This window comes from Phyllobacterium sophorae, from assembly GCF_003010965.1.
In the GTDB taxonomy this organism is placed as follows: Bacteria; Pseudomonadota; Alphaproteobacteria; order Rhizobiales; family Rhizobiaceae; genus Phyllobacterium; species Phyllobacterium sophorae.
In genome coordinates, this window is the sequence record NZ_PGGM01000007.1 from 123641 (window position 1) to 149730 (window position 26090).

23 protein-coding genes are annotated in these 26090 nt (G+C 58.0%); 12 read left to right on the forward strand and 11 right to left on the reverse strand.

Features of this window, described 5'->3' with window-relative positions:
* Nucleotides 1-9: 9 nt before the first annotated feature.
* From CU103_RS16410 to CU103_RS16425, 4 genes are read right to left on the reverse strand one after another with little or no spacing between them, the layout of a single operon-like run.
* Complete coding sequence (locus tag CU103_RS16410; RefSeq protein ID WP_106665114.1) at nucleotides 10-1596, reverse strand: 5-guanidino-2-oxopentanoate decarboxylase; 1587 nt, start codon at nucleotides 1594-1596, stop codon at nucleotides 10-12.
* Complete coding sequence (locus tag CU103_RS16415) at nucleotides 1593-2780, reverse strand: pyridoxal phosphate-dependent aminotransferase (protein WP_170117049.1); 1188 nt, start codon at nucleotides 2778-2780, stop codon at nucleotides 1593-1595. Before CU103_RS16415 ends, CU103_RS16410 begins: the two co-directional genes overlap by 4 nt.
* Entirely contained in the window at nucleotides 2780-3436 is a 657-nt protein-coding gene (locus tag CU103_RS16420; RefSeq protein WP_106665116.1) for a TetR/AcrR family transcriptional regulator, read from the reverse strand. The genes CU103_RS16415 and CU103_RS16420 overlap by 1 nt, the downstream gene beginning before the upstream one ends.
* Nucleotides 3433-4305 (reverse strand): dimethylarginine dimethylaminohydrolase family protein, encoded by an 873-nt coding sequence (locus CU103_RS16425; RefSeq protein WP_106665117.1) that lies wholly within the window; start codon nucleotides 4303-4305, stop codon nucleotides 3433-3435. The genes CU103_RS16420 and CU103_RS16425 overlap by 4 nt, the downstream gene beginning before the upstream one ends.
* A 171-nt stretch (nucleotides 4306-4476) precedes the next feature.
* On the opposite strand from CU103_RS16425, the gene CU103_RS16430 reads away from it, so the two are divergent.
* The 9 genes from CU103_RS16430 (at nucleotide 4477) to CU103_RS16470 (ending at nucleotide 15192) form a co-directional block, all read left to right on the forward strand.
* A complete protein-coding gene (locus tag CU103_RS16430) occupies nucleotides 4477-5298 on the forward strand; it encodes an ABC transporter ATP-binding protein (protein ID WP_106665256.1) in 822 nt (273 codons plus the stop codon).
* A 59-nt stretch (nucleotides 5299-5357) separates the two neighbouring features.
* Nucleotides 5358-6140 carry a transporter substrate-binding domain-containing protein gene (locus tag CU103_RS16435; RefSeq protein ID WP_106665257.1) on the forward strand — a complete coding sequence of 261 codons (783 nt, stop codon included), beginning with the start codon at nucleotides 5358-5360 and terminating at the stop codon, nucleotides 6138-6140.
* A gap of 121 nt (nucleotides 6141-6261) precedes the next feature.
* Nucleotides 6262-6975 (forward strand): ABC transporter permease, encoded by a 714-nt coding sequence (locus CU103_RS16440; protein ID WP_106665258.1) that lies wholly within the window; start codon nucleotides 6262-6264, stop codon nucleotides 6973-6975.
* On the forward strand, nucleotides 6975-7814 hold the full coding sequence (locus CU103_RS16445) for an ABC transporter permease (RefSeq protein WP_106665118.1): 840 nt from the start codon (nucleotides 6975-6977) through the stop codon (nucleotides 7812-7814). Before CU103_RS16440 ends, CU103_RS16445 begins: the two co-directional genes overlap by 1 nt.
* A 192-nt stretch (nucleotides 7815-8006) precedes the next feature.
* On the forward strand, nucleotides 8007-10010 hold the full coding sequence (locus CU103_RS16450) for a CocE/NonD family hydrolase (RefSeq protein WP_106665119.1): 2004 nt from the start codon (nucleotides 8007-8009) through the stop codon (nucleotides 10008-10010).
* A gap of 127 nt (nucleotides 10011-10137) precedes the next feature.
* A complete protein-coding gene (locus CU103_RS16455; protein ID WP_106665120.1) occupies nucleotides 10138-11727 on the forward strand; it encodes an ABC transporter substrate-binding protein in 1590 nt (529 codons plus the stop codon).
* Nucleotides 11728-11740: 13 nt separating this feature from the next.
* Nucleotides 11741-12700 carry an ABC transporter permease gene (locus tag CU103_RS16460; RefSeq protein WP_106665121.1) on the forward strand — a complete coding sequence of 320 codons (960 nt, stop codon included), beginning with the start codon at nucleotides 11741-11743 and terminating at the stop codon, nucleotides 12698-12700.
* A gap of 9 nt (nucleotides 12701-12709) precedes the next feature.
* A complete protein-coding gene (locus CU103_RS16465; protein ID WP_106665122.1) occupies nucleotides 12710-13534 on the forward strand; it encodes an ABC transporter permease in 825 nt (274 codons plus the stop codon).
* Entirely contained in the window at nucleotides 13534-15192 is a 1659-nt protein-coding gene (locus CU103_RS16470) for an ABC transporter ATP-binding protein (RefSeq protein ID WP_106665123.1), read from the forward strand. The genes CU103_RS16465 and CU103_RS16470 overlap by 1 nt, the downstream gene beginning before the upstream one ends.
* A gap of 1 nt (nucleotide 15193) precedes the next feature.
* Here CU103_RS16470 and CU103_RS16475 read toward each other — a convergent pair whose 3' ends face one another.
* Genes CU103_RS16475 through CU103_RS16500 form a run of 6 tightly spaced genes read right to left on the reverse strand, consistent with a single transcriptional unit; the run spans nucleotide 15194 to nucleotide 22153 of the window.
* A complete protein-coding gene (locus tag CU103_RS16475; protein WP_106665124.1) occupies nucleotides 15194-16144 on the reverse strand; it encodes an alpha/beta hydrolase in 951 nt (316 codons plus the stop codon).
* Nucleotides 16141-16923 carry a carnitinyl-CoA dehydratase gene (locus CU103_RS16480; protein WP_106665125.1) on the reverse strand — a complete coding sequence of 261 codons (783 nt, stop codon included), beginning with the start codon at nucleotides 16921-16923 and terminating at the stop codon, nucleotides 16141-16143. The genes CU103_RS16475 and CU103_RS16480 overlap by 4 nt, the downstream gene beginning before the upstream one ends.
* Entirely contained in the window at nucleotides 16920-18998 is a 2079-nt protein-coding gene (locus tag CU103_RS16485; RefSeq protein ID WP_106665126.1) for an acetate--CoA ligase family protein, read from the reverse strand. The genes CU103_RS16480 and CU103_RS16485 overlap by 4 nt, the downstream gene beginning before the upstream one ends.
* An 11-nt stretch (nucleotides 18999-19009) precedes the next feature.
* Entirely contained in the window at nucleotides 19010-20173 is a 1164-nt protein-coding gene (locus CU103_RS16490) for an acyl-CoA dehydrogenase family protein (RefSeq protein ID WP_106665127.1), read from the reverse strand.
* 4 nt (nucleotides 20174-20177) lie between these two features.
* Nucleotides 20178-21242, reverse strand: coding sequence for a carnitine 3-dehydrogenase (locus CU103_RS16495; RefSeq protein ID WP_106665128.1), 1065 nt, complete (start codon nucleotides 21240-21242; stop codon nucleotides 20178-20180).
* Nucleotides 21243-21247: 5 nt separating this feature from the next.
* A complete protein-coding gene (locus CU103_RS16500; protein WP_106665129.1) occupies nucleotides 21248-22153 on the reverse strand; it encodes a beta-keto acid cleavage family enzyme in 906 nt (301 codons plus the stop codon).
* 80 nt (nucleotides 22154-22233) lie between these two features.
* Between CU103_RS16500 and CU103_RS16505 the strand changes: the two genes are divergently transcribed.
* Together CU103_RS16505 and CU103_RS16510 are read left to right on the forward strand one after the other, a co-directional pair.
* Nucleotides 22234-23214 (forward strand): GlxA family transcriptional regulator, encoded by a 981-nt coding sequence (locus CU103_RS16505; protein ID WP_106665259.1) that lies wholly within the window; start codon nucleotides 22234-22236, stop codon nucleotides 23212-23214.
* An 86-nt stretch (nucleotides 23215-23300) separates the two neighbouring features.
* Nucleotides 23301-23792, forward strand: coding sequence for a thioesterase family protein (locus tag CU103_RS16510; protein ID WP_106665130.1), 492 nt, complete (start codon nucleotides 23301-23303; stop codon nucleotides 23790-23792).
* Here the strand turns inward: CU103_RS16510 and CU103_RS16515 are convergent.
* Nucleotides 23779-24687, reverse strand: a complete 909-nt coding sequence (locus CU103_RS16515; protein ID WP_106665131.1) for a LysR substrate-binding domain-containing protein — start codon at nucleotides 24685-24687, stop codon at nucleotides 23779-23781. The two genes, CU103_RS16510 and CU103_RS16515, sit on opposite strands and share 14 nt — an antisense overlap.
* 151 nt (nucleotides 24688-24838) lie before the next feature.
* Between CU103_RS16515 and CU103_RS16520 the strand changes: the two genes are divergently transcribed.
* Complete coding sequence (locus CU103_RS16520) at nucleotides 24839-26083, forward strand: aromatic ring-hydroxylating oxygenase subunit alpha (protein ID WP_106665132.1); 1245 nt, start codon at nucleotides 24839-24841, stop codon at nucleotides 26081-26083.
* The last annotated feature ends 7 nt before the right edge of the window (nucleotides 26084-26090 follow it).

A 26090-nucleotide genomic window follows, 5' to 3' on the forward strand; every position in this document is an offset into this window, starting at 1 on the left:
GCCAAGCCATCAACCAACCAGTTTCTCATCGATTTCAATCAGATATGGCTTTCCGCTCGACTTGGCTTTCAGCAAGGCATCGGGCAATTCGGCGATGTAGGCGAGCCGCTGCGACGGGACACCATAAGCCTCGGCAATCTTCAGATAATCGGGCGCGGAGGGACGTACCCCGATGGGACTGATATTGACCTCAACCATGGCGCGCTCAATTTCCTGATAGCCCTGATTGTTCCAGACCACGAAGATCACCGGCACATTCTCGTCGACAGCAGCGCCGAGTTCACCCAGCACGAACTGAAAGCCTCCATCGCCGACGATGCAGATGGTCGGTGTTTCCGGCTTGCCAAGCGCCGCACCGATAGCGGCAGGAGGACCAAAACCGAGAGCCCCGAAGCCGGTCGCCGCATTGAACCAGCCGCCGACGCGATCATGATCGTAATACATGTTGCCGGAATAGATTGTCTGGGTCGAATCGCCAACGATCAGCGAACCCGGCAGCGTATCGCGCAATGTGTTGAGGAATCGCACCTGGCCCTGGGTACGAGACCCGACTTCTGACCAGGCCGCATCGCGCGTTTGCTTGGCGCGTTCTTGCCCTGAACCCGCTTTGCGGCGATCGGGCAGTGCAGCCTCGAGTGTCTCGACTGTTTCCTTTGCCGAGGCCTCGATCGGCATGAAGGCAGGCCAGCGATCGAGCTGTCCGGCGTCGATATCGATGCGAACAAACCGCTTCAGTTCGGGAAAACCGCCATCGCCATACATGTCATAATCGGTGGGGCCCATCTCGGTACCGATCGCGATCACGAGATCGCTGGCGGCGAGCAAATCACGCACGGCATTAAGGCTGGGACTGGCGGGAACGAGAAGCGGATGGGCATGCAAGATGCCACGCCCGTTTGTTGTCGCGATGACAGGTGCATCGAGCTTTTCCGCAAGGGCCTGCAGGGCGCTGGCAGCAGCCTTGGCACCGCCACCGATCAGGATCACCGGCCGTTCGGCGCCGAGGCATAGGCGCGTCAGTTCGGCCATGGTCTCGGCCGAAGCGTGCGGGATCGGCGCATCGGAGGACAGGCGTTCCGCGCCATCCAGCGGCAGCGCCATCACATCCAGCGGAATCTCGATATGGACGGGACCGGGACGGCGTGAGGCAAAAAGCGCAAAGGCTCTGGCGAGCACGATGGGCAGCTCGTCGGGCTTCTCGATGCGATGGGAGAACATCGCAACAGTCTGCAGCATGGCGCGCTGGTTAGGCAGCTCATGCAGGAATCCCATGCCCTTACCCAGCGATTCACGCTGGTTGACGCCGGATATGACGAGCATAGGTATGGAATCTGCGCGTGCCTGTCCCATCGCTGTGATGGTATTGGTTACGCCGGGACCGGTGATAACGATGGCCACACCAGGCTTGCCGGTGGCGCGTGCATAACCATCGGCCATGAAGCCCGCACCCTGTTCATGGCGCGGCGTGATGTGCCGGATCTTCGAGGCCGCAAGACCACGATAGAGTTCGATCGTATGAACGCCAGGAATGCCGAAAACCGTATCGACATCGTAGGATTCAAGCAAGTGGATGAGGGCTTCACCAACCGTGGTCATGCGGATTTCCGTTGCTGCAGTCGCGATGCAAGCCGAACGATGCCGGCACATGCCGCATCGATCTTGTCATCAGCAACGCTAAGGCTCAAGCGAAGATAACCGGAAAGGTTCTTGCCGAAGGATTCGCCCGGCATCACCGCCACGAGTTCTTCTTCAAGCAGCCGCATGGCGAAGTCATTGCCGCTGAGACCGGTTGCGCGGATATCAGCGAGTATGAACATGCCGGCCTGCGGTACCTTGGAGATAATGCCGGCAATGCCGTCGAGCCGTTCCGATATCCGTTGCGCGCGGCTCAGGTAGCTCCCGCGCATCGTTGCGGCGGCGGCCGAGGGCTGGCCCAACGCATAGGCTGTCATGTCGGCGATAAACGGCTGCACTCCAAACAGCATGGATTCCGACAGCGGCAGCAATCGCCCGGTGAATTCCTTCGGTCCGATGCACCAGCCGCTGCGGAATCCGGGCGCCGCGTGCGACTTCGAAATAGACGCGACGGCGATGGTACGATCTGCCAGTTCCGGGCGATCCAGCGGCGAGGCGAATTTGCCGTCGAAGATCAACAACTCGTAAACTTCGTCGGAAACGATCCAGAGATTGTGCTTGCGGCAAACTTCGCCGATGTCCGCGACTTCCTGTTCGCTGAGGACGGCGCCGGTTGGATTGTGCGGTGTGTTGAGCAGAAGCACCCTGGCTTTCGGCGTTATGACTTTCTCAAGGTCCGCCGCCTGCATGCGAAAGCCCTTTTCCGGACGAAGCGGCACGGACACGCGTGTCGCACCAGTCGCCCTGACGACGCCGTCATATGTCGCATAGAGCGGATCGCCGGTGATGATCTCGTCGCCTTCTTCAGCGAGGCCTAACATGACGAGCGACAGCGCCGTCTGCGTGCCGGGAAAGCACATGATGTTGTCCGTATCGATCTGCCGGCCAGTGCGGGCCGTATATTTGGCGGAAAGGGCAGCCAGCACGGCAGGCTCGCCGCGGCCGTTCGAATAACCCGTCCTACCGGAACGCATGGCGCGTTCGGCAACATCTATCATGTCCGCGGGAGTCGGGATGTCCGGCTCTCCAATCGTCAGCTCGATGATTTCGTGACCGGCACGTTTCATTTCGCGCGCCCGGATATGGACAGCCCATTTGTCGGAGCCCAGGCCGGCCAGACGATCGGTAACAGACGCAAAGCGCATCATGGGGCGCCTCCTTCAGCTTTAAGTGAAATTCCAAGCACGGCTTCGATAGCGGTAATGCCCGTATCCGCCAACTCCCCGTCGGCGAAAATATCTCCCGCCAGGCAGCCTTCCAGCCAAAGGCCGTCGATGATCGCATTGATGGCGATTGCGTGACGGCGGGTATGGATTGCTTCCGCCGGTTTGCCGACAGCCAGCAGGGCTTCCCGGATCAGGGCCTCGAGTTCATCGCGAAAACCAAGATATCCTTCGCGATGTGCCACTGCCATTGCCGGATCGGCGTGAACCAGTCCGATAAACCCCGCCCAGAGGGAAAGATTGTTGGGATCCATGATGGGTTGACCCAGATTGGCGGTCACGAATGCATAGAGACGGGCCCGCGGATCGTTGGGCGCATTTTGCAGTGCGTCGCTTGCTTGAACCGTCATGCGATTCATTACTGCACGATAGGCGGCACCGATCAGGTCGTCCTTGGTAGGAAAATAATAACGGATAAGCCCCGCGGTCACGTCCGCGCGCAATGCGATCTCACGCACGGTCGCTCCCGCAAGACCGCGCTCCGCCACACATTCCAGGGTCGCCGCGATCAAATCCTCACGGCGTTTGTCTTCACCTTCGCGGCGAAAGCTCTTGCGTGTAACGGTCTGGGTTTTCATTGGCGCCAGACAGGTCGTGTCAGGCAGGTCGGGCCACCCTCGCAGGCGATGCACAGAGCATCGGCCTCGAAGGTCGTTACGGTGCAGCCGGCGGCTTCCATTGCTGCCTTGGTCTTTTCAAAACCTGCTACCGCGATAACTTCGTAAGGCGCAGTTGGCAGCACATTGAGGTTGAGGCCGTTGCTCGCCGCGAACTCTTCTTCGGGCGCCACGACAAGGCGAATGCCGCGCTCCTTCAAGAGCTGGTAAAAGGCAGCCGGCAAAAGGGGCAGGTGAACCAGGGCGAGATCTTCCGCAAGCGGCGAAATGATCGACATAAGGTGCAGGCAGGCTTCTTCGCCGTGCCATAGCGGCAAATCGAAACCGAGAACCGTGATCCCGAGCGGTTTGAGAATCTCTGACAGCTGTTCGATACCTGCCTGGTTGGTACGGACACCGCGGCCGACGGCCAGCGTTTTGCTGTCGACCCAGACACAGTCGCCGCCTTCAACGGTTCCAGGCGCTTCAATGCGCCCGAGCACAGGCACATCCATCTGGCGATAGGTTTCGTCATGCAGATCGGGTTCGTCCAGGCGCAGGTTTTTGCCCATGCGCAGCAGGACAGCACCTTGGTCGGTCACGAGCGACGGATCGTGAGTAAAGATCGAATCCGACAATCCGTCGTTACCATCCCTGATCCAGGTAATGTCGGCACCGGACTGCGCGACGAGATCGGCAAACACGCGGTGCTGGTCCGATGCTTTGCGCGGATCGAACTGCGGCCCGTAGTGCCAGACATCGCGTTCGGCACCTGCCATGACGCGGTCCGGCATGCGCATGATGACGCGTTTCAGGGGAAGGGCCATGGACTGGGAACCGAATGCGCTCATGTGGGGTGCTCTCAAAAAATTGCTTCTGCCAGTATTTATACGCTTGCATAATTAGAGCGCAAGTGGTGTGATGCGGCTAATTCAGGCAAATAGACCTGTAATGAAAAAGAGGCGGATCAAAGGTGTCATGACCGAACGTGCACGACAACCACGGAATGGAATCCAGGAATGATGGCGACGGAAGTGGCCGCCGTTTCGACGGATCCTCTCCAACCGGCAACGACCGAACAGGCTGAAGCCATACACGTCTGGAACCTGCACAAACGCTTTGGAGCGCTCGAAGTCCTCAAGGGCGTATCCATGACCGCGAAGGACGGTGACGTCGTTGCGCTTATCGGCGGCAGTGGTTCCGGCAAGTCGACCTTCCTTCGATGCATCAACTTCTTAGAAAATCCCACCAGCGGTGCCATCCGCATCAATGGCGAAGATATCAAGATGATCAGTGATGGCGCAGGCGGCCAAATTCCCGCCAATCGTCGTCAGATCGAACGGATCCGCAGCCGGCTCGGCATGGTGTTCCAGAATTTCAATCTCTGGCAGCACATGACGCTTATCCAGAACGTCATCGAGGTTCCGGTCCATGTCCTTGGTATGAAGCGCGACGAGGCAATGACTATCGGCGAACAATTGCTGGAGCGCGTCGGGCTGTCAGCGAAACGCGACGTCTATCCCGCCTATCTTTCTGGCGGCCAGCAGCAGCGTGGCGCCATTGCACGCGCGCTCGCCATCCAACCCCGTGTCATGCTGTTCGACGAGCCGACATCAGCGCTCGATCCCGAGCTTGTCGGCGAGGTGCTGAAGGTCATCGCAGACCTCGCCAAAGAAGGCCGCACCATGCTCCTGGTGACTCATGAAATGAAGTTTGCCCGCGAAGTGGCGAGCCACGTGATGTACCTGCACAATGGTATCGTCGAAGAAGAGGGGTCGCCGGAAGAATTGTTTGGATCGCCAAAATCTGAACGTTTGAAACAGTTTATCCGGACTGTTTCATGATAGACATCAAGTAATACGGGGACCAACCCCGGGGAACAGTTGAAACAATGGAGATGAACATGAAGTCTTTTCTGAAAACGACGGTAGCAGCCGTTGTGCTTGTGGTTGCCGGTCTTGGCGCAGCCAATGCCGAACAGGTCAAGGTTGGCATTGCCGCCGAACCCTATCCGCCTTTCGCGGCGCCAGATGCATCCGGCAAGTGGCAGGGCTGGGAAATCGACATCACCATGGCAATGTGTGAAGCGGCCAAGCTCGATTGCGTCATCACGCCGGTTTCGTGGGACGGCATCATTCCGGCGCTGACGACGAAGAAGATCGACATTATTGCTGCTTCGATGTCGATCACCGCGGAACGCGAGAAGACGATCGATTTTTCGGACAAGTACTACAATACCCCGACCTTGATTCTCGGCTCCAAGGACGAGAAGATGGACGCGACACCCGAAGGTCTGAAGGGCAAGATCCTTGGCGTGCAGGTTTCGACCGTGCACCAGGCCTACGCGAAGAAGCATTTCGCTGACACTGCGGCCGAGATCAAGGAATATCAGACGCAGGATGAGGCCAATCAGGATCTGGCAGCCGGACGTATCGACGCCACCCAGGCCGATGGACTGGCACTGGAAACCTTTGCTGCCACGCCTGAAGGCAAGGCTTGCTGCGACATCAAGGGCAAGGTCGCCGATGATCTGGATATCCTTGGACCTGGCGTTGGCGTTGGCCTACGCAAGGGCGACACTGCGATGAAGGAAAAGTTCAACGCGGCGATCAAAGAAATCAGGGCCAACGGGAAGTATGACGAAATCTCGAAGAAGTACTTCACCATCGACATGTATGGCGGCTGATTGAGTTTGGGCCGGCGTTGGGTTTCCAACTCCGGCCTTTTCGTTGTTCGAAACCTGCATTTGACGCTGAATCGAGGACGGCTTGGCCGACGCATCGATTATCCCCGCCGCAATTACCGGCATGTTCGATCTTCTATCTCCTGTTGCGCCAGGATGGGGTGCCAATCTCTTGCGCGGGCTGATCCGGTCGCTGCAGATTGCCTTCGGCGCGTTCGGCATGGGCCTGATTATCGGAACATTTGGCTCATACGCGAAACTCTATGGCGGCCCGATCGCACGCGATCTGGCGGCAATCTATACTACGCTGGTGCGGGCAATTCCGGAATTGGTGATGATTATCCTGCTCTATTATGCGGGGACGGACCTGATCAACCGTATCCTAGAGGGGATGGGGTATCAGCGTGTCGATATCAGCGGCCTCGTCGCCGGTATCGTGGTGCTGGGATTTGTGCAGGGCGCCTATGCGACGGAAGTGCTGCGCGGCGCAATCAAAGCTATCCCGCAGGGCGAGATCGAAGCGGCGAGGGCCTACGGCATGTCGCCTGTGCTGATGATGCGCCGCATCACGCTGCCGGCGATGTTGCCCCACGCATTGCCCGGGCTTGCCAATCTCTGGCTCATTTCGACGAAGGACACAGCGCTGCTGGCAGTCGTTGGCTTCAGCGAACTGACATTGGAAACGCGCCAGGCTGCCGGGACGACAAAAGCCTATATGACGTTCTACCTCGCAGCCGGCGCGCTCTATCTGTTCATTACGCTGTTCTCCAGTGTCATCCTGGAATGGGTTGAGAAACGGGCGCGACGCGGGATGCCTTCGGTGAAGGAGGCGCGCTGATGAGCGAAACCCAGATCGAAGTTCCGGTCGAGACCTTCCCTATTCACAAGGAAAAGGATCCGAGCGCACAGACGAGCAAGCTGCCGCCGCATCGTATCGTCCTCATTCTCATCGGTCTGGCGCTTGTGGCTTCCGCCATTTTCTTCATGCGCTGGGACTGGCTGCCGAACTATGGTGATCTTATCCTGCAAGGTCTTTGGCGGACGATCTGGATTCTGTGCGTGACAGTGTTCCTCGGCTTCCTGCTGGCGGTTCCCTTGGGGCTGGCACAGGCTGCCGGTCCCGCCATTTTGGCCATTCCCGCGCGGGCGTTCTGCACAGTCATTCGCGGTACGCCACTACTCGTCCAACTCTGGCTGCTCTACTACGGGCTCGGATCGCTCTTTCCGCAATATCCGTGGATTCGCGGCTCGGAGCTTTGGCCCTATCTACGACAGGCCTGGCCGTACGCCGTGCTGGCGCTGACATTGTCCTATGCCGGTTATGAAGGCGAGGTCATGCGCGGCGCCTTCGCCAGTGTCCCCAAAGGGCAGCTGGAGGCCGCGCGCGCTTTCGGAATGCGACGGTTTACGATTTTCCGGCGTATCTGGTTGCCGCAAGCCATACACCGCGCCTTGCCCACGCTGGCGGGTGAAGCCGTACTTCAGTTGAAATCGACGCCCTTGGTCGCGACGATAACCGTCGTGGATCTTTATTCGGTAGCATCACGTGTCCGGCAGGACACCTTCCTTACTTACGAGCCATTGCTGCTGCTTGCAGCGGGCTATGTGGTTATCACGGGCATCATCGTGTACCTGTTCCGGCGCTTGGAAAGATTGATCCCGTCGAAACTCGGATAAAGGATTTGTGCAGTGGCGCAAATTGTTCGACTTATGTCGCAAGTGTTTGATGCGTGCCGTTGAGCAGATGCGCATAGTGTGGGCAAAAGGAACGCCTCGCAAAGACGAGAAAATGGGATTCATGTTTTCGCCTGGCGTGCCGCCGGCGAGCATTATCTGTTTTCAACTCCGTTGTGGGGACGAAAGGTGATAATGCGGACAGTTGAAACTTTTCAGCATAAGGTCACAGAGCAAGCCGACATGGGCATAGTCTTGTCCGATGGTTGCCGCCTTTCGGCGCGGGTCTGGATGCCCGAAGACGCCGAAGAAAACCCGGTTCCTGCCATTCTTGAATTCCTTCCCTATCGCAAACGCGATGGCACAACGGCCCGGGACAATCTCACTCATCCTTACTTTGCTGGTCACGGTTATGCCTGCCTGCGCGTCGACATGCGCGGCAACGGCGATTCCGAGGGCCTGATGGAAGACGAGTATTCCGAGCAGGAGCTCGCCGATGCCTGCGAGGTAATCAAGTGGATAGCCGCACAACCATGGTCGACCGGCAATGTCGGCATGATGGGCATATCCTGGGGCGGCTTCAATTCACTGCAGGTCGCAGCACTCCAGCCCGAAGCGTTGAAGGCAATCATCACCCTCTGCTCTACCGACGACCGCTATGCCGACGACATTCACTATAAGGGCGGGCTGCTGCTCAATGAAAATCTCGGCTGGGGCGCGACCATGCTGGCCTATTCGTCGCGACCGCCGGATCCCGCCCACGTTGGCGAAAAGTGGCGAAAAATGTGGCTTGACCGCCTCGAGAATGAGCCATTCCTTCCGGCTGTGTGGCTAAAGCACCAGACGCGGGATGATTATTGGAAGCACGGCTCGGTATGCGAGGACTTTTCCGCAATCAAGGCAGCTACGCTCGCCATCGGCGGCTGGGGCGATGCCTACAAGAATGCCGTGCCACGGCTGATGCAGGGCATTACAGCACCAGTCAAGGGAATCATCGGCCCCTGGGTCCACAAATATCCGCACTTTGCAGTGCCGGAGCCGCGCATCGGCTTCCTGCAGGAGGCACTGCGCTGGTGGGATCGCTGGCTCAAGGATATCGATACGGGCGTCGAAAACGATCCGGCCTATCGTGGATACCTGATGGACTCAGTCCGCCCCAAGAGCTGGTACACGGAACGTCCTGGCTATTGGATCGCGGAAGAACAATGGCCGTCAACGAACATCGCTACCCAGGTGTGGCATCTGCAGCCTGACAAATCGCTCTCCCGCAAAACATCCGGCAGTTTTTCTCACTTGGTGGCCTCGCCGCAGGATTGCGGCATGATGGGCGGTGAATATTGCGCGATATGGCTTGGTCCGGAGATGCCGGGCGATCAGCGCCATGATGATGCACTGTCAGCCTGCTACGATACGGCCCTGGAACAGCCCATCGATATCGTTGGCGCACCTGAGATTACGCTGACGTTGACCAGCAACAGACCGGTCGCGATGGTCGCCGTGCGCCTGTGCGACGTGCATCCGGATGGGGCGTCAACACGCATCACCTACGGTGTACTCAATCTCTGCCATCGGCATGGTTCCGAGAATGCTCAACCCTTGGTTCCGGGCGAGGCCGTCACCATGAGTCTCAAGCTTGATGACATCGCGTACAGAGTACCCGCAGGCCACATTTTGCGTGTCGCAGTGTCGTCATCCTATTGGCCAATGGTCTGGCCGTCGCCAGCGCAAGTGAGCCTTACCCTCCAGTCCGGCCAGATCAGCGTTCCCGTGCGGGAGGCCGCAACTGGCGACGAATGGACCTTTCCTGAGCCGGAAGCTGCGTCCCCCTGGCAGATCGAGACGCTGCGGGCCGGCAGTAACAGCCGGTCCATCGAACACGACCAGGTCAGTGGCAAGATCGCCCTGTTGATCGAAGATGATTTCGGCGAAGCCCGCGACAAGGATCACGGGCTGATCCATGGCGGCATCGCGCGTGAGCGTTGGGAAATTCATCCCGATGACCCGCTCTCCGCTTATGGTGAGACTCACTGGACCGAGGTATCGGGACGCGACAATTGGCGAACGCGTACCGAGACTTTTACGACAATGCGTTGCGACAGGCACAATTTCTATCTCACCGGCCGCATCGAAGCCTACGAGAACGACAATGTGGTGTTTGAGCGGGACTTCGCCGAAACGATCGCACGCCAGGGCATATGAATGCAGCATCGGCTGCTGGAGGATCATTTACTAAATCAATGGGTTGAAATTAACGGGTATCACGTCGCATTATCACAAAAACCGAATTGGACGCGAGGCGGTCCAAACCAACAATAGGGGAATGGGTATGTCAAAAGAACTCGATTATCTAAGCCGCAAGGTCGCACGTGGACATCTGTCACGCCGTGATTTTCTGGGCCGTGCCGCTGCTCTCGGCGTCACCACGGTCTTCGCCAATTCCCTGTTGTCGAGCGCGGCGCTTGCGGAGGGCCCGGTCAAAGGCGGCACGCTCAAAGCAGGTATGACTGGCGGTGCTTCCACGGATAGCCTTGATCCGGCAAGCTGGCAAAGCCAGGTTCCTTACAAGTTCGGCCGGCAATGGGGTGAACAACTGGTTGAAATCCAGCCCGATGGCAAGCTTGAGCCGAAGCTCGCTGAGGAGTGGGGTTCTTCGGACGATGCCAAGGTCTGGACGTTCAAGATCCGCAAGGGTGTTCAGTTCCATGATGGCAAGGAGATGACACCGGACGACGTCGTCGCCACGATGGAACGCCATTCCGATGCGAACTCGAAATCCGGTGCTCTCGGTATCATGGGCGGTATCGCCAATGTGAAGAAGGACGGCGATACCGTTGTTTTCACATTGAAAGAAGCCAACGCCGATCTGCCCTTCCTCATGGATGACTACCATTTGATGATCCAGCCGAATGGCGGCAAGGACAAGCCGGCGGCAGGTATCGGTACGGGACCGTACAAGGTTGTGACCGAAGAACCGGGCGTGCGGCATATCGGTGAAAAGTTCGCCAATTACTGGAATGGCGACAAGCGCGGGCATGCCGACCAGATCGAAATCATCGTCATCAATGACTCCACCGCCCGTACAGCTGCGCTGCAGTCCGGTCAGGTACACATGATCAATCGCGTTGAGCCGAAGATTGTTGATCTCGTCAAACGCGTTCCGGGAGTTACCATTCAGAACGTTGCGGGCAAGGGCCACTATGTGTTCATTGCCCATTGCAACACCGCGCCGTTCGACAACAATGACCTGCGTCTTGCGTTGAAATACGCCATGAACCGAGAAGAAATGGTCAAGACGATCCTGCGTGGCTATGGCTCTATCGGCAATGATTTCCCGATCAACAAGGCCTATCCGCTGTTCTCGGATGACATTGAACAGCGCACCTATGATCCGGACAAGGCTGCCTTCCACTTCAAGAAATCCGGTCACGACGGTCCGGTCCTGTTGCGCACATCCGACGTTGCATTCCCGGGTGCTGTTGATGCCGCACAACTTTACCAGCAAAGCGCTGCAAAGGCCGGCATCCAGATCGAGGTCAAGCGCGAGCCGGGCGATGGCTATTTCACGGAGGTATGGAACAAGCAGCCGTTCTCCACATCATATTGGGGAGGACGACCGACCCAGGACCAAATGTACTCGACCGCATATCTCTCGACTGCAGACTGGAACGATACGAAATTCTTCAACGAAAAGTTCGACAAGTTGCTGATCACGGCACGTGCCGAACTCGATGAAGCCAAGCGCAAGCAGATGTATCGCGACATGGCAGTGATCGTGCGCGATGAAGGCGGCGTCATCGTGCCGATGTTCAATGACTTCATCGATGCGACCAGCGCCAAGGTCGGTGGTTGGGTACCGGACGGCAATCAGGAGATGAGTGGCGGCTATGCGCTGTCACGCTGCTGGCTGAACGCTTAAGCGGTCCGGGCGGATGAGTTCACCTGTCCTGAAACTGGTGGCCCAGCGCATTGCGATGGGCCTTCTTCTCCTCCTTGCGGTCTCTGTGCTGATATTTGTTGGCACGCAGATTTTGCCCGGAGACGTTGCGCAATCCATTCTCGGACAGTCGGCCACGCCGCAGGCGCTTGAAAACCTGCGGCGCGACATGGGGCTGAACGATCCGGCCTATATCCGCTATCTGCGTTGGCTGGGCGGGATCTTGACCGGAGATCTGGGGACGGCTCTGTCCAGCGGTCAGGATATTGCCACGTCGCTGAAAGGACGGTTGTGGAACACATTGTTCCTCGCCTTTGCTGCAGCAGCCGTCTCCATTCCGCTGGCGATCGGACTGGGGCTGCTGGCAGTGCGCTATCGCAACGGTTTTGTGGACAGGTTGATTTCCGGCCTTGGACTTGCCTCGACATCCTTGCCGGAGTTCTTCACGGGGTACTTGCTGATTTACTTCGTGGCAGTGCAGTTGCAATGGTTCCCCAGCGTTTCGACAGTCTATGACGGCATGTCGTTCGGCGAACGTTTAAGCGCGATTGCCTTGCCGGTGACGGTGCTCACCCTGGTTGTGTTGGCGCATATGATGCGTATGACGCGCGCGGCAATTCTAAATGTGATGCAGTCGGCCTACATCGAGACGGCCGAGCTTAAAGGACTTTCTCCTTTGCAAATCATCACCCGGCATGCATTTCCCAATGCGATTGCACCGATCGTCAACGTCGTTATGCTCAATCTGGCCTTCCTGATTGTCGGCGTGGTGGTGGTCGAGGTGATTTTTGTCTATCCCGGAATGGGCCAGTATCTGGTCGATCACGTGGCCAAGCGCGATGTTCCTGTGGTGCAGGCATGCGGGCTGGTTTTCGCGGCTGTCTATATCAGCCTCAATATCATTGCTGACATCGTGGCGATTGTCTCCAATCCCCGCCTCAGACACCCGAAGTGAGGCCGCCCAATGCTGAATGCTAAGACTATTCCCATCAGCGCATGGATCGGCCTGATCATCACTGCGGTGTTTCTGTTCGCAGCGATTTTCGCTCCATGGGTTGCGCCCTATTCGGTTGGCGAAACTGTCGGCGATGTCTGGGAGCCGATGTCCGCCAAATACTGGCTCGGTACTGACAATCTCGGCCGTGATCTGTTGTCCCGGATGATTTATGGGGCGCGGATCACGATTTTCATCGCGGCGATGGCCACGGCACTCTCCTTCATTCTGGGTTCCGTGCTTGGCTTTGCCGCAGCGGTCATCGGTGGCTGGTTCGATCAATTGATGTCGCGCTTCGTTGATTTGATCATGGCCATTCCGACGCTGATCTTTGCGCTGGTGGTTCTTTCGGTGCTTCCGGCCAATGTCATCACACTGATATTGGTCATGGGCCTGCTGGATGCTACTCGCGTCTACCGTCTGGCACGGGCGGTCGCCGTCGATATCAACGTCATGGACTTTGTCGAGGCGGCAAAGCTCCGCGGCGAGGGCAAGATTTGGATCATTTTCCGCGAAATTCTTCCTAATGCATTGACACCGCTGATTGCCGAACTTGGCCTGCGGTTCATCTTCGCTGTTCTTTTCCTTTCAGCGCTTTCCTTCCTTGGCCTTGGCGTTCAACCGCCTGACGCGGATTGGGGCGGCATGGTCAAGGAAAACAAGGAAGGTATCGTCTTTGGCATTCCGGCAGCGCTCATTCCTGCGGCGGCTATCGCCATCCTCGCGATTTCCGTCAACCTGGTGGCTGACTGGATCCTGAACCGTACTACGAGCCTCAAGGGAGGGCGCGGCTAATGGCCAAACGTCCAGTAGACAGATCCGGCCTCCTGCTCGATATTCGCAATCTGCGAATAGAGGCGACCAGCTATCCGCCCGGCGAGCCCCCGCGCAATGTCGTTATTGTCGATAACGTTTCGGTCAAGGTAGAACGCGGCAAGGTCCTGGGGCTTATCGGCGAATCCGGGGCAGGTAAATCAACCATCGGCTTGTCCAGCATGTGTTACGGGCGTGGCGGCGTGAGGATTACCGGCGGCGAGGTGATGCTCAACGGGCGTGATCTTCTCAAGGGAGGTCCAAATCTTCTCCGCCAGATACGGGGAAGGGAAGTATGTTACGTCGCTCAGTCGGCGGCAGCAGCCTTCAATCCCGCACGCAAGTTAATGGATCAAGTCGTTGAGGCCGCCCTCCTGCACAAGATATGCACCAAGGCGGAAGCGGAAAAACGCGCTGTTGGCCTCTTCAAGAAGCTCGGGCTACCGAATCCGGAAACATTTGGTCAACGCTATCCGCATCAGGTCTCCGGTGGCCAGCTGCAACGCGCGATGACCGCGATGGCACTGTGTTCCGAACCTGACCTGATTGTGTTTGATGAGCCGACGACAGCGCTGGATGTGACCACGCAAATTGACGTGCTCGCCTCGATCAAGGACGCCATTCGCGACACGAACGTTGCGGCGCTCTACATCACCCATGACCTTGCGGTCGTCGCACAGGTGGCCGACGACATCATCGTCCTGCGGCACGGTAAGCAGGTTGAATATGGCAATACACACCAGATTATCAAGGAACCACGCGAGCCATATACCAAACAGCTGGTTTCCGTACACCACATCCCGCATGAGGAGAATAATCCGGAAGATGCGCCGATCCTTTCAGTGAAGAATGTCACGGCGGCCTATGGGGGCGGTTTGGTCAAGGTACTGAAGAATGTGTCGGTGGACATTCACCTCGGCCAGACGCTCGCCGTTGTTGGTGAATCCGGTTCGGGGAAATCCACGCTCGCTCGCGCCATCACCGGATTGCTGCCACCAATGGAGGGGAGCATTACCTTCGATAAGCGGACCTTGTCGCCACGTCTGGCAAATCGCACGCGCAACGATCTGCGCGAATTGCAGATGATTTACCAGATGGCTGATACGGCGATGAACCCGCGCCAGACGATCGGCACAATCATTGGCCGCCCGCTGGAATTCTATTTTGGCATGAGGGGAAAGCAGCGCGACGCCCGCATAGCCGAACTCCTTGAGAAGATCGAAATGGGTAAGGGCTTTGCCGACCGGTACCCAGCCGAACTTTCCGGTGGTCAGAAGCAGCGCGTCTGCATCGCTCGAGCGCTGGCCGCGAAGCCCAAACTCATCATCTGCGACGAAGTAACCAGTGCGCTCGATCCGCTCGTGGCGGACGGCATCTTGAAACTGCTTCTGGATTTGCAGAAAGACGAGAACGTGGCGTATCTCTTCATCACTCACGATCTCGCTACGGTGAAGTCGATCGCCGATTCCATCGCTGTCATGTATCGCGGCGAAGTGGTGCGCTACGGCCCGAAATCGCAAGTGCTCAAGCCGCCATTTGATGCCTATACGGACCTGCTGTTGTCTTCGGTTCCGGAAATGGAATTGGGATGGCTGGAAGGTGCCGTGAAGAACCGGCGTATGGCAAGCGCCGGCAACTAGGTTAGAGCTGGCCCGGCCAGCGGCCCTGACCGAGCAGGTGCACGGCGGTAACAATCCGCCGGAAGCTTGAGCGGGCGCGTTCCACGCTGTGGCGCGAGCGTAGATACGCGTGTACGAGACCGGGCTCGTTGTTCCAGATCGCCTTACCGCCTGCTGCAAGGATCTTGTCGCGATAGTGGCGTCCATCATCCGACAATGGGTCGCATTCGGCGGAGATGATGATCGTGTCCGGCAATCCGCTGAAATCAGTGTCATTGAGGGGTGCAAAACGTGGGTCGGTTGACCAGTTGAAACCGCCGCCACGGACTTTGGCATAGTAAAGCGCATCGCGCGTCGTCAGCATAGGCGCGTCGGCATGGGTGAGATAGGAGCCTTGATCAGTTGCTCCACCGAGCCCCGGATAGATGAGAACCTGACCGATTGGCGCACGTTCGTGACGGCGCACGTGATGGGAGACTGCGGCCACCAGATTGCCGCCGGCGCTATCGCCACACAAGACGATGGGCAATCCAAAGGTCGAATCCACGTACTCAAAAGTAGCAAGGCAATCCCTGAAGGCGGAAGGGTGCAAATGTTCCGGCGCGAGCCTGTAGTCTACCGAGATGACGCGAAATCCGGTGGCTTCGCAGATTTCGGCACAGACATCATCATGGCTGTCGAGCCCGCCAACAACAAAGCCTCCGCCGTGAAAATAAAGGCAGATAGCTTCAGGATCGCTGTCGCGCTTTTCGTAGATGCGTATCGGTATCTTGCGGTCCCTTGCATCGATGAAACGATCCGCCGATGCCACCGATTCCGGGTAGCCGGCGAAGAATGCCCGGCACATGGTGTTGTAGACCTCGCGCTGCTGCTCCACCGAAAGATCGACTGCATCGGACGGATAGAAGCTGTTCGTCCGTTCTATGAACGCCCAGGTCTCCGCGTCGATAAGGGTGGAATAGTCAGTCGTCATTTTCCCTTCCACACGGGTTCTCGCTTTTCGGCGAAGGCCTTGAAGCCTTCCTGCCCATCTTCGGATGCGTAGAGCGTGTCGACTGTACGGAATTTGCGTTTCGTAATCCAGTTCATCGCTTCCTGGAAACCCATGCTTTCAGCCTCACGCGCGACTTCCTTGATGGCGGCGAAGACCAGCGGCGGGCCGCTTTCCAGCATGCGTGCGATCTCCCAGACGCGCTCCATCAATTTATCCTTGGGCAGGACCTCATTGACCAGACCCCAGCGATGCGCCTCTGCAACGTCCATCCAGCGTCCAGTGAGAAGCAGGTCCATCGCCACATGATAGGGGATGCGCTTTGGCAGCTTGACGGTTGCCGCGTCGGCGAGCGTTCCAGCGCGAATTTCCGGTAAGGCAAAACTGGAATGATCGGAGGCGTAGATCAGGTCGCAGGAGAGGGCGAGCTCGAATCCGCCGCCAACTGCCATGCCATTGACCGCCGCAATTACCGGCTTGTTGAGATCGAGCAGTTCCTGCAAGCCGCCGAAGCCGCCGACGCCATAGTCTCCATCAACCGCGTCGCCGCCGGCGGCGGCCTTCAGGTCCCAGCCTGCGCAGAAGAACTTGTCGCCCTCGGTCTGTACGATCGCGACACGCAACTCCGGATCGTCGCGGAATTTCTGGAATGTCTCTCCAAGGAGCCGGCTTGTCATGAGGTCGATGGCATTGGCCTTTGGCCGGTCTAGCGTGACTTCGAGAATGCCGCCTTCGCGGCGCGTCCGGACTACATCGTTCACTTCAGCTCTCCCTTCGTCACCATCAGCGCATCGGCGATCCAAACGCCGTGTCCCGTGCCGCACACCAGCAGGGGGTTGATATCAAGTTCGGTGATGCGGCCCGCATTGTTCATGGCGAAAGCAGCGATTCCCATGATAGCGTCCAGCGCCGCTTCAAGATCTGCTTGTGGCTTGCCGCGATAGCCATTGAGCAGCGGAAACATGCGTAGCGCACGCAGCGCGGCCCCAGTGTCCTCGCGGCTCGAGGGCAGGAGCATCGTCACCGTATCCTGCAACAATTCCACCAAGACGCCGCCTGTACCAAGCGTCATGACCGGGCCGAACTGCGGATCGTCAGTAATGCCGACGATAAGCTCGGCAACCGCTCCCGTCACCATCCGCTCGACATACAGACCGGAACCAAGACCCGCGAGATCATTGGCTGCGGATCTGACCGCATCGGCATCGCGCAAATTGAGACGGACGGCGTTGCGCTCCGATTTGTGGGCGATACCCAGTGCCTTGAGCGCCACCGGATAGCCAAGGTGGTCGGCAATCGCGACTGCTTCATCGGAGGATGTGCAGCAACGCCCATCGGCTACGGGCAGACCAGCCTTTTTGAGAATGGCCTTGGCCTCAGCTTCGTCTGGTGTGTTCATATCGCCCGGGATTTCATTGGCGGACATAGCCATTGAAGCAGCAAGCGGCTTTTTCCACGCCTTGCCGATGAAGGCCGCCGCTTCTGCCGCGTCGAAGGCTTCGGTGATGCCGCAGAGCGGAGCGATGCCTTTTTCCATTAGGCCGGCCATATATTCTTCCGGGATATTCTCCGGTATCGACGCTACTATGGCCCCTTTGGCCTTGTTGGTTTTCAACGCGGTTTCAAAGCCACGGACGGTGGACCACCAGTCCACGTCCGAGCAACGGTCCTTGCGGGGAAAATCGAGGACGAGACAGCTGAGCGAGAATTCGCCCGACACCATGGCAGTAAAAGTCTCGGTCAGCGCCGGCTCGTTGTTCCAGATGAAGGTGTGGTAATCGAGCGGATTGGCGACGGCGACGAGCGGGCCAAGCGTGGACTTTACGCGGGCGCGATGCTCGGGAGTCAGAGGAGGGAAGACAACATCCCGGCCTTCGGCGCTATCCGCCATGACGGAAGCTTCGCCGCCTGAACAACTCATGGAACACAGTGTGTTGCCGTCAAGCGGGCCATGTACGTGCAGCAGTTTCAACGTTTCGAGAAAAGAGGCGATCGAGTTGACGCGCGCGATTCCGAGCCGCTTAAGAAATGCGCCGGATGCGGCATCCGATCCCGCCAGCGATGCCGTATGCGAAATGGTCGCCGCCCGCGCCTGTGCGGAACGGCCGACCTTCATCGCAACAATAGGCTTGCCGAGTTCGCGGGCGCGTTTGGCTAACGCCTCGAACTTAGCGGCCGATTGAAAAGCCTCGATGTGGAGACCCAATGCGGTCACACGCTCGTCCTCCAGCAGCGCGATGGCCATGTCCGGCAGGCCGGTCTGCGCCTGGTTGCCTGCGGTCATCACATGGGCGATGGGCAGACCGCGTGTCTGCATTGTCATGTTGATGGCGATGTTGGAAGATTGGGTGATGATGGCGACGCCGCGCTCATCCGGGCGAAGCCGGCGCCCTCCATGCTGGTCCGGCCAGAGCAGGGCGCCATCGCAATAGTTGATCAGCCCGTAGCAATTCGGGCCGATGATGGGCATATCGCCAGCTGCTTCAACCAGTTCTCCCTGGAGCCTTGCTCCATCCTCATCATCGGCACCCGCCTCCAAAAAGCCGGAAGCGTAACACACGGCAACGCCTGCACCGGCTTCGCGCAATTCCCGGACAATACTGAGCGTCAGAAAGCGGTTGACGCCGACAAAGGCCGCATCGGGGCTGCCCGGCAGATCAGCAACGGAGCGATATACCTTGAGGCCGAGGATTTCATCATGCTTGGGATGCACCGGCCAGATTTCGCCGGCAAAACCCATTTTCTGGGATTGCTTGATAACTTCGGTGGCTTGAAGGCCCCCGAAGACAGCTATGGTTTTCGGTCGTAACAGACGATCGAGCTTATGCGATGCCATCGAATGCTCCGTTATGCGCCATGCGGGCGGAGCAGGGCACGGGAAATAATGTGCCGCTGGATTTCGGATGTACCTTCCCAAATGCGCTCTACGCGCGCGTCGCGCCAGATACGCTCAAGCGGCAGATCGTCCATCAATCCCATGCCGCCGTGAATCTGGATCGCCTCGTCGGCCACGAAAGCCAGCATCTCGGTGGCCTTGAGCTTGGCCATCGCCATATCCTGGTCGGTCACTGTGCCCTGATCGAATTTCCAGCCCGCCTCGAAAGTAAGCAGGTCCGCAGCTTTCAATTCTGTCGCCATATCCGCCAGTTTGAACGATACGCCTTGGAATTTACCGATCTGCTGACCGAACTGCTGGCGTTGCGCCGCATATTCAATGGCATGGCCGAGCGCCCGTTCGGCACGGCCAAGGCAAGTCGCTGCCACCTGCAGGCGCGTTGCTCCGAGCCAGGTATTCGCGACCTCGAAACCCTTGTGCACTTCGCCAAGTATCGCATCCTGCGGCAGACGGCAATCGTCGAACTCGATGATGGCATTGGTGTAACCGCGATGCGAGACGTTCCGATAGCCCTCGCGAATGGTCATGCCGGGATGACCTTTATCGACAAAGAAGGCAGTGATTTTCTTCTTTTTGCCGCGCGGCGTGTCTTCCTCGCCGGAGGCGACGAAGAGGATGACGAAATCCGCTTCAAGCGCGTGGCTGATAAAGTGTTTCGTCCCATTGACGACCCAGTCGCCACCCTTTTCGATGGCTGTCGCCTTCATGCCGCGCAGGTCGGAACCGGCACCCGGTTCCGTCATGGCCAGGCAGTCTGATTTTTCACCGCGGATGCAGGGATAAAGGTACTTTTCCTTCTGCGCATCAGTACCCGCAAGCAGGATGTTCGACGGACGACCGACACAGGTCCAGTGCAGCGCATAATTGGCGCGGCCCAGCTCTTTTTCATAGAGCAGCCAGGTCACCGTATCGAGGCCGGCCCCGCCTACGGATTCCGGCATGTTTGCCGCATAAAGCCCAGCCTCCATGGCCTTATGCTTCAGTTCCTCGGCAAGTTCCTTGCGCAAGATTCCCGTGCGCTCGACTTCCGCTTCGTGCGGGTAGAGTTCGTTCTCAACAAAGGCCCGGGTCGTCTCGACGATCAGCATTTGCTCCTCCGAAAGACCGAATTCCATAGCGTTACCCCTTCTTTTTCTTGGGCTTGCTGGTTTTTGCCTTCTCAGCTGCTTTGGATGTGGCTGGCTTTTGTGCCAGCTTCGACAGCCGTTTGGTGTAGTCCTTGTAGAGGGCGCCAGCGCCCCAGCCCTTACCCTTGTTCTGGCGGGAGAGGGCCTCCATGATGGCAACCAGATTGTCATCGCGGATGCGCTCGAGTTCACGAATGGACAGGCCATGTGCCTGTTCGTCTGACTGGTTTGCGATCTTGTCGACCAGTTCCTCGTCAAGTTCCGGAACGTCCATCAGCTTGGTCCAGGGCCATGACAGGCACGGGCCGAACTGGGCAATGAAGTGGCGCATGCCAGCTTCGCCGCCCGCCACGCGATAAACCTGGAACATGCCCATCTGCGCCCAGCGAATGCCGAACGAATAACGCATGATATCGTCGAGCTCCTCGACCGTGGTGATGTCGTCCTTGATCAGCCACAGTGCTTCGCGCCAGACGGCTTCCAGTAGCCGGTCGCCAACAAAGGCCTCGATTTCCTTGCGGATCACGACTGGTTTCATGCCGATGGAGGCGTAAAGTTCCCGGGCTTTTTCCACGGCTTCCGGCGATGTCAGTTTACCGCCGACGATTTCAACCAGCGGCAAGAGATAAACAGGGTTATAGGGGTGGCCGACGACCAGCCGCTCCGGATGCTTCATCGAGGTCTGCATATCCGATGGGAGGATCCCGGATGTGGACGAGCCAACGATCGCGTCAACTGCGGCGTGCTTGTCGATTTCGGCCAGGACCTTGTGTTTCAGGTCGAGCCTTTCCGGCACGCTTTCCTGAATGAAGTCGGCGCCGGTAACTGCTTCTTGAATAGTCTTGGCGAAGGTCAGCTTGCCTTCTTTTGGCAATCCATCCGGCAGCATGGTCTTGTAGGCGCGGCGAGAATTCTTCATCACCTCGCTAACCTTGCGCTCTGCTTCGGGGTCAGGATCGAAAATCGATACGTCGATGCCGTTGAGAATGAGGCGGGCTACCCAGCCCGCACCGATAACACCGCCACCGACAGCGGCAGCCCTGCGAATACCTGTCATTTTTCTCACCAGCCCTTTGTCAATTTCATGCGCTCACGGACCTCCTGGGGTCCGAGAATGCGGGCGCCCATGCCTTCGGCGACTTTCACCGCCCGCTCAACCAACGGGCCGTTGGTGGCAAGCACGCCCTTGTCGAGCCAGATATTGTCTTCAAGACCAACACGGATATTACCGCCTGCCAGCATGGCCATTGCTGCATAGGGCATCTGGTTGCGGCCGATGGAGAAAGCCGAGAACGTCCAGTTGGATGGGAGATTATTGGTAAGCGCCAGCAGTGTGCCGATGTCGTCCGGTGCACCCCATGGAATGCCCATGCAGAGCTGAACCATGACCGGATCATCCAGCAGTTTCTGGTCGTGGAGCCACTTGGCAAGAAGCAGATGCCCCGTGTCGAAGATTTCGACTTCCGGACGCACGCCTAAAGCCTGGATCTGCGCCGCCATTGCTTTCAGCATGGCCGGCGTGTTGGTCATGACGTAATCGCCTTCACCGAAATTCATCGTGCCGCAGTCGAGCGTGCAGATTTCCGGGCGAAGTTTGGCCACGTGCTCCAGCCGTTCGGTTGCGCCCGCCATGTCAGTGCCATTGGGCGAGGGCGGCATCGGCTGCTCGACGCTGCCGAGAGTAAGGTCACCGCCCATGCCGGCGGTGAGGTTCAGGACCATGTCGACGCCGGATGCCTTGATGTGCTCGACGACTTCCGTATAGAGCGTGATGTCGCGCGAACCCTTGCCCGTTTTCGGATCACGAACGTGAATATGCGCGATGGCGGCGCCGGCATTGGCGGCAGCAATGCATTCATCGGCAATCTGGCGCGGGGTGACCGGTACTTTGTCGGAACGGCCTGTGGTATCGCCCGCACCGGTCACGGCGCAAGTGATGAATACTTCGCGGTTGGGGGTAAGTCCCATGGCAGTGCTCCCATTATTTTGGTTATCCTGATCATGCCCCGATTGCCAAGCCATGCTTTGCAATATACGAAATGAAATTGATGAATAACGAAACATCGCCACTCTTTTTGCCGAACACAAAGACGCTGGACGTGACTGTTCTCGTCTTTAGCGGCGCATCGCTCATGTGTGTGGCCTCGACAATCGACCCGATGCGCGCAGCGAATCGCGTCTCGGGTAGCAATCTCTTCAAATGGCGGATCGTCTCGCTCGATGGCGAACCGACAATGACGACCTGTGGCTTGCCAATTGCGGTTTCTGGCTCATTTGATACATCAGAAAAAGGTGATATGCTATTGGTTGTAGGCGGTTTTGGCACGTCCGATATCGCCCGCACTACTTTTACTGCCAATCTGCGCCGCGCCGTTCACAATTACCAGATGATTGGCGGTATCGAGGCAGGTTCCTGGCTGCTTGGCCGTGCGGGACTGCTATCGGGGCGCAAGGCGACCACCCATTGGGAAGACATGGAGGAGTTCACGGCGGAGTTTCCGGACGCCGACATTCGTCCGGATCGATATGTCATCGATGGACCCGTCTTCACCAGCGGCGGCGCTTCGCCGACCTTCGATCTGATGCTCCATTTGATCCGGTCACGCTATGGCATGTCGGTGGCTCTCGATGTTGCGAGCGTGTTCATCTATGACGAAGCACATGCTTCGAACGATGCGCAGCCACTTGTTTCGCTCGGACGGCTCGATGATGTGCACCCGAAACTGGCGGGGGCCATCCGCTTGATGGAAAGCCATATTGATACGCCGTTGACCATTGGCGCGATTGCCAAGAGATGTGGCCTGAGCGCCCGAAGTCTGGAAAAGATATTCGCGAAAGCTGTCGGCGAGGGGCCGGGGCGCTACTATCTGCGCCTGCGGTTGAAGGTAGCGCGGCGGCTGATCACCGATACGAGATCCCCGCTTGCCGATATCGCGGCGCGCACGGGCTTTTCGTCGGCAGCGGCGTTCACCCGGACCTTCCGAAGTTTCGAGGGTAAACCGCCCAGTGCTTTCCGGAGTGTTCACTGAGAGTCGCTTTTGACAAAGCAGCACTATTCAACTTCATGTTTCAACCTGCGATCAAATAGCCGCGCCATTCCAGACAGGAGCCCAGAATGTCAGCCGAAACTTCACAAGGTGAACTGCATCGTTCCGCGCCGATTGCCATGGAAAAGGAATGGATCGACTATAACGGCCATCTAAACATGGCCTATTACAACGTTGTGTTTGACCGGGGTGGCGACGAGTTCCTTGCAGAACTTGGCTTTGGGCCGAGATATGCTGCCGAGCGCAAACTGACGATCTATACCGCAGAAGTGCACATCTGCTACGTGCAGGAAATTCATCTCGACCATATCGTTACCGTCACCAGTCAGTTGATCGATTTCGATGCCAAACGCCTCCACACCTACAACGAAATCGTGCACAAGGATGGGTGGGTTGCGGCTACGGCCGAGGTTCTGTCACTTCACGTCGATATGAGCGGCCCCAGGGTCGTGCCGTTTCCCGATGATGTTCTGCCTATGCTCGAGTTGTACAAGCAAGCGCATTCAAGGCTTCCCATGCCTGCGCGTGTTGGCCGGTCGATAGGCATCAAGCGGAAGTAGTTCCGCCGAACTGCTCAATGAGCCAGCGCTCGAATTGGCGGATGCGGGTTTCGCCGACGCGCTCCTTGCGGCAGATCATGTACCAGGCGCCGGGCTGCGGAACTTTCAGCGGGAACGGAGCGACGAGCCGCCCAGCCTTGATGTCATCAGCCACGAGAAAATCCGGTGCGACGGCGAGGCCTTGACCGTCCAGAGCCGATTGCAGGGCGGCAAGATAGGTGTCGAACTTCAACGTTACCGCCTGCGCCGTATCGGCGATGCCTGCCGCCTCAAGCCACGTGCCCCAATCTTCAGGGGAGGTATAAAGCGCGAGGCGTGGCACTTTGGCCAGAGCCTGAGCCCCCGCGTCGCCTTCGATCCGCCCGGCCACTTGCGGACTGCACACGGGTCGCATTTCCGCCTTGACCAGCAGGCGGTAGTGCAGGTTCATCCGCTCCGGCCGAGTGGTATGGATGATGCCGATATCGGAACTGTCGATATTCAGTTCCCAATCGAGCTGGCTGGTGCCGATGCGGATGGCGAGATTGGGATTGACCTTGCGAAAGTCCGTCAGTCGCGGGATCAGCCAGCGGATGGCGAAGGTCGCATAGGTTTCGAGCGCTAAATCGTCGGTGGTGCCGATCCGATTGATCAGCGCCGTACCGCGCGCGATCTTTTCGAACGCATCTCGCATGTAAGGATAGTAAAGTGTGCCGGCGTCCGTCAGCGACACGCCACGTGGCAGGCGTTCGAACAGCTTGACGCCGAGGATGGCTTCAAGCTCGGCGATGCGGTGGCTGATGGCGGACTGGGTCACGCCAAGTTCCTCTCCAGCAAGCCGGAAACTCAACAATCGGGCGGATGCTTCGAATGCCCGAAGGGAGCCAAGCGGCGGAATGCGGGGCTTCGACATCATGGCTTCGGAACCTCGAAAAAAGATGCGTGAATATAATTCATGCCTTTATGAGTAACGATCGCTTGAACGGCACGCAATGCGGAATCATTCTAATCTGCGACGCGTCTCACAGAAAATAAGCGTCCTGAAACAATCTTCTTCGGAGAATGACATGGGTGCAGAACAGGTATTTGCAGAAATTGCACCGGCTCTGGACAAGATCGATAAATTGATCGCCGAACACCGGCCGGGCCACGGGCTGGTTCGTGCTTTCTACATGGATCCGGATGTCTATGCCCGCGACATGGAGCGGGTGTTCCGGCGGCATTGGCACTGCATCGGTCATGCGAGCATCGTCCCCAATGCCGGAGATTTCGAGCTTTTCAAGATCGACAGCGAGGCGGTGATTGTTTCACGCACCGAAGACGGGTCGATCCATGCCTTTTTGAATGTTTGCCGCCATCGCGGTGCCGAAGTCTGCACCAAGCAGAAGGGTAATGCACGCTTCTTCGTTTGTCCCTATCATGCCTGGACATACAGCAATGATGGCAGTCTGCGCGCGGCGCGACTGATGCCGAAGGATTTCGATCGCAGCGCCCACGGTTTGAAGAAGCTGCATGTACGCGTGGCGGAAGGACTGATCTTCATCTGCTTTGCCGACGAACCGCTGGATTTCTCCATCATTGAGCAGTCGCTTCGCACCACCTGCGGTCAATATGGCTGGGCGGACGCCAAAGTCGCACACCGGGAAACCTATCCCGTCGATTCCAATTGGAAGCTGGCTGTCGAAAACTACGTGGAATGCTACCATTGCGGCCCGGCGCACCCGGAATATTCGCAGACGCACGCGCTGGAACAGCCAGCTGAAAAGATTGTCGAGCTCAATGCGCGCATGGAGCAGCGCACCTGCGCTCTTGGTATTGATATTGCCACCGGCGATAACTGGCAGAATTCCGCACAGGGCCAGGAGGCAATCCACACATTCCGCTATGCACTGTATGATGGCGTCTCCAGTGGCAGCGAGGATGGTTCGCCGGTCGGGCCCTTGATGGGGCGGTTTTCGGAGTTCGATGGCGGCGTCACCTCCATTCACCTGGGCGGCACGAGTTTCCTCGTCTGCTATCCGGACCACGGCATGATCTACCGCTTCATTCCAAAGACCGTCGATAGCTGCGAGATGGAATTGATCTGGCTGGTGCGCGGCGATGCGGAAGAGGGCAAGGATTACGACCTCGAAAAGCTGACCTGGCTGTGGAAGGTGACGACTGCGGAAGACAAGACGATCATCGAACACACGGCGCGCGGGGTTCGCTCGCACTACTTTGTGCCGGGGCCGATTGCGCCGATGGAGTATAACGAATTGCGGTACATCCAGTGGTACCTCGATGAAATCGGGCCGGTCCTCATTACAGCATGAGACCACG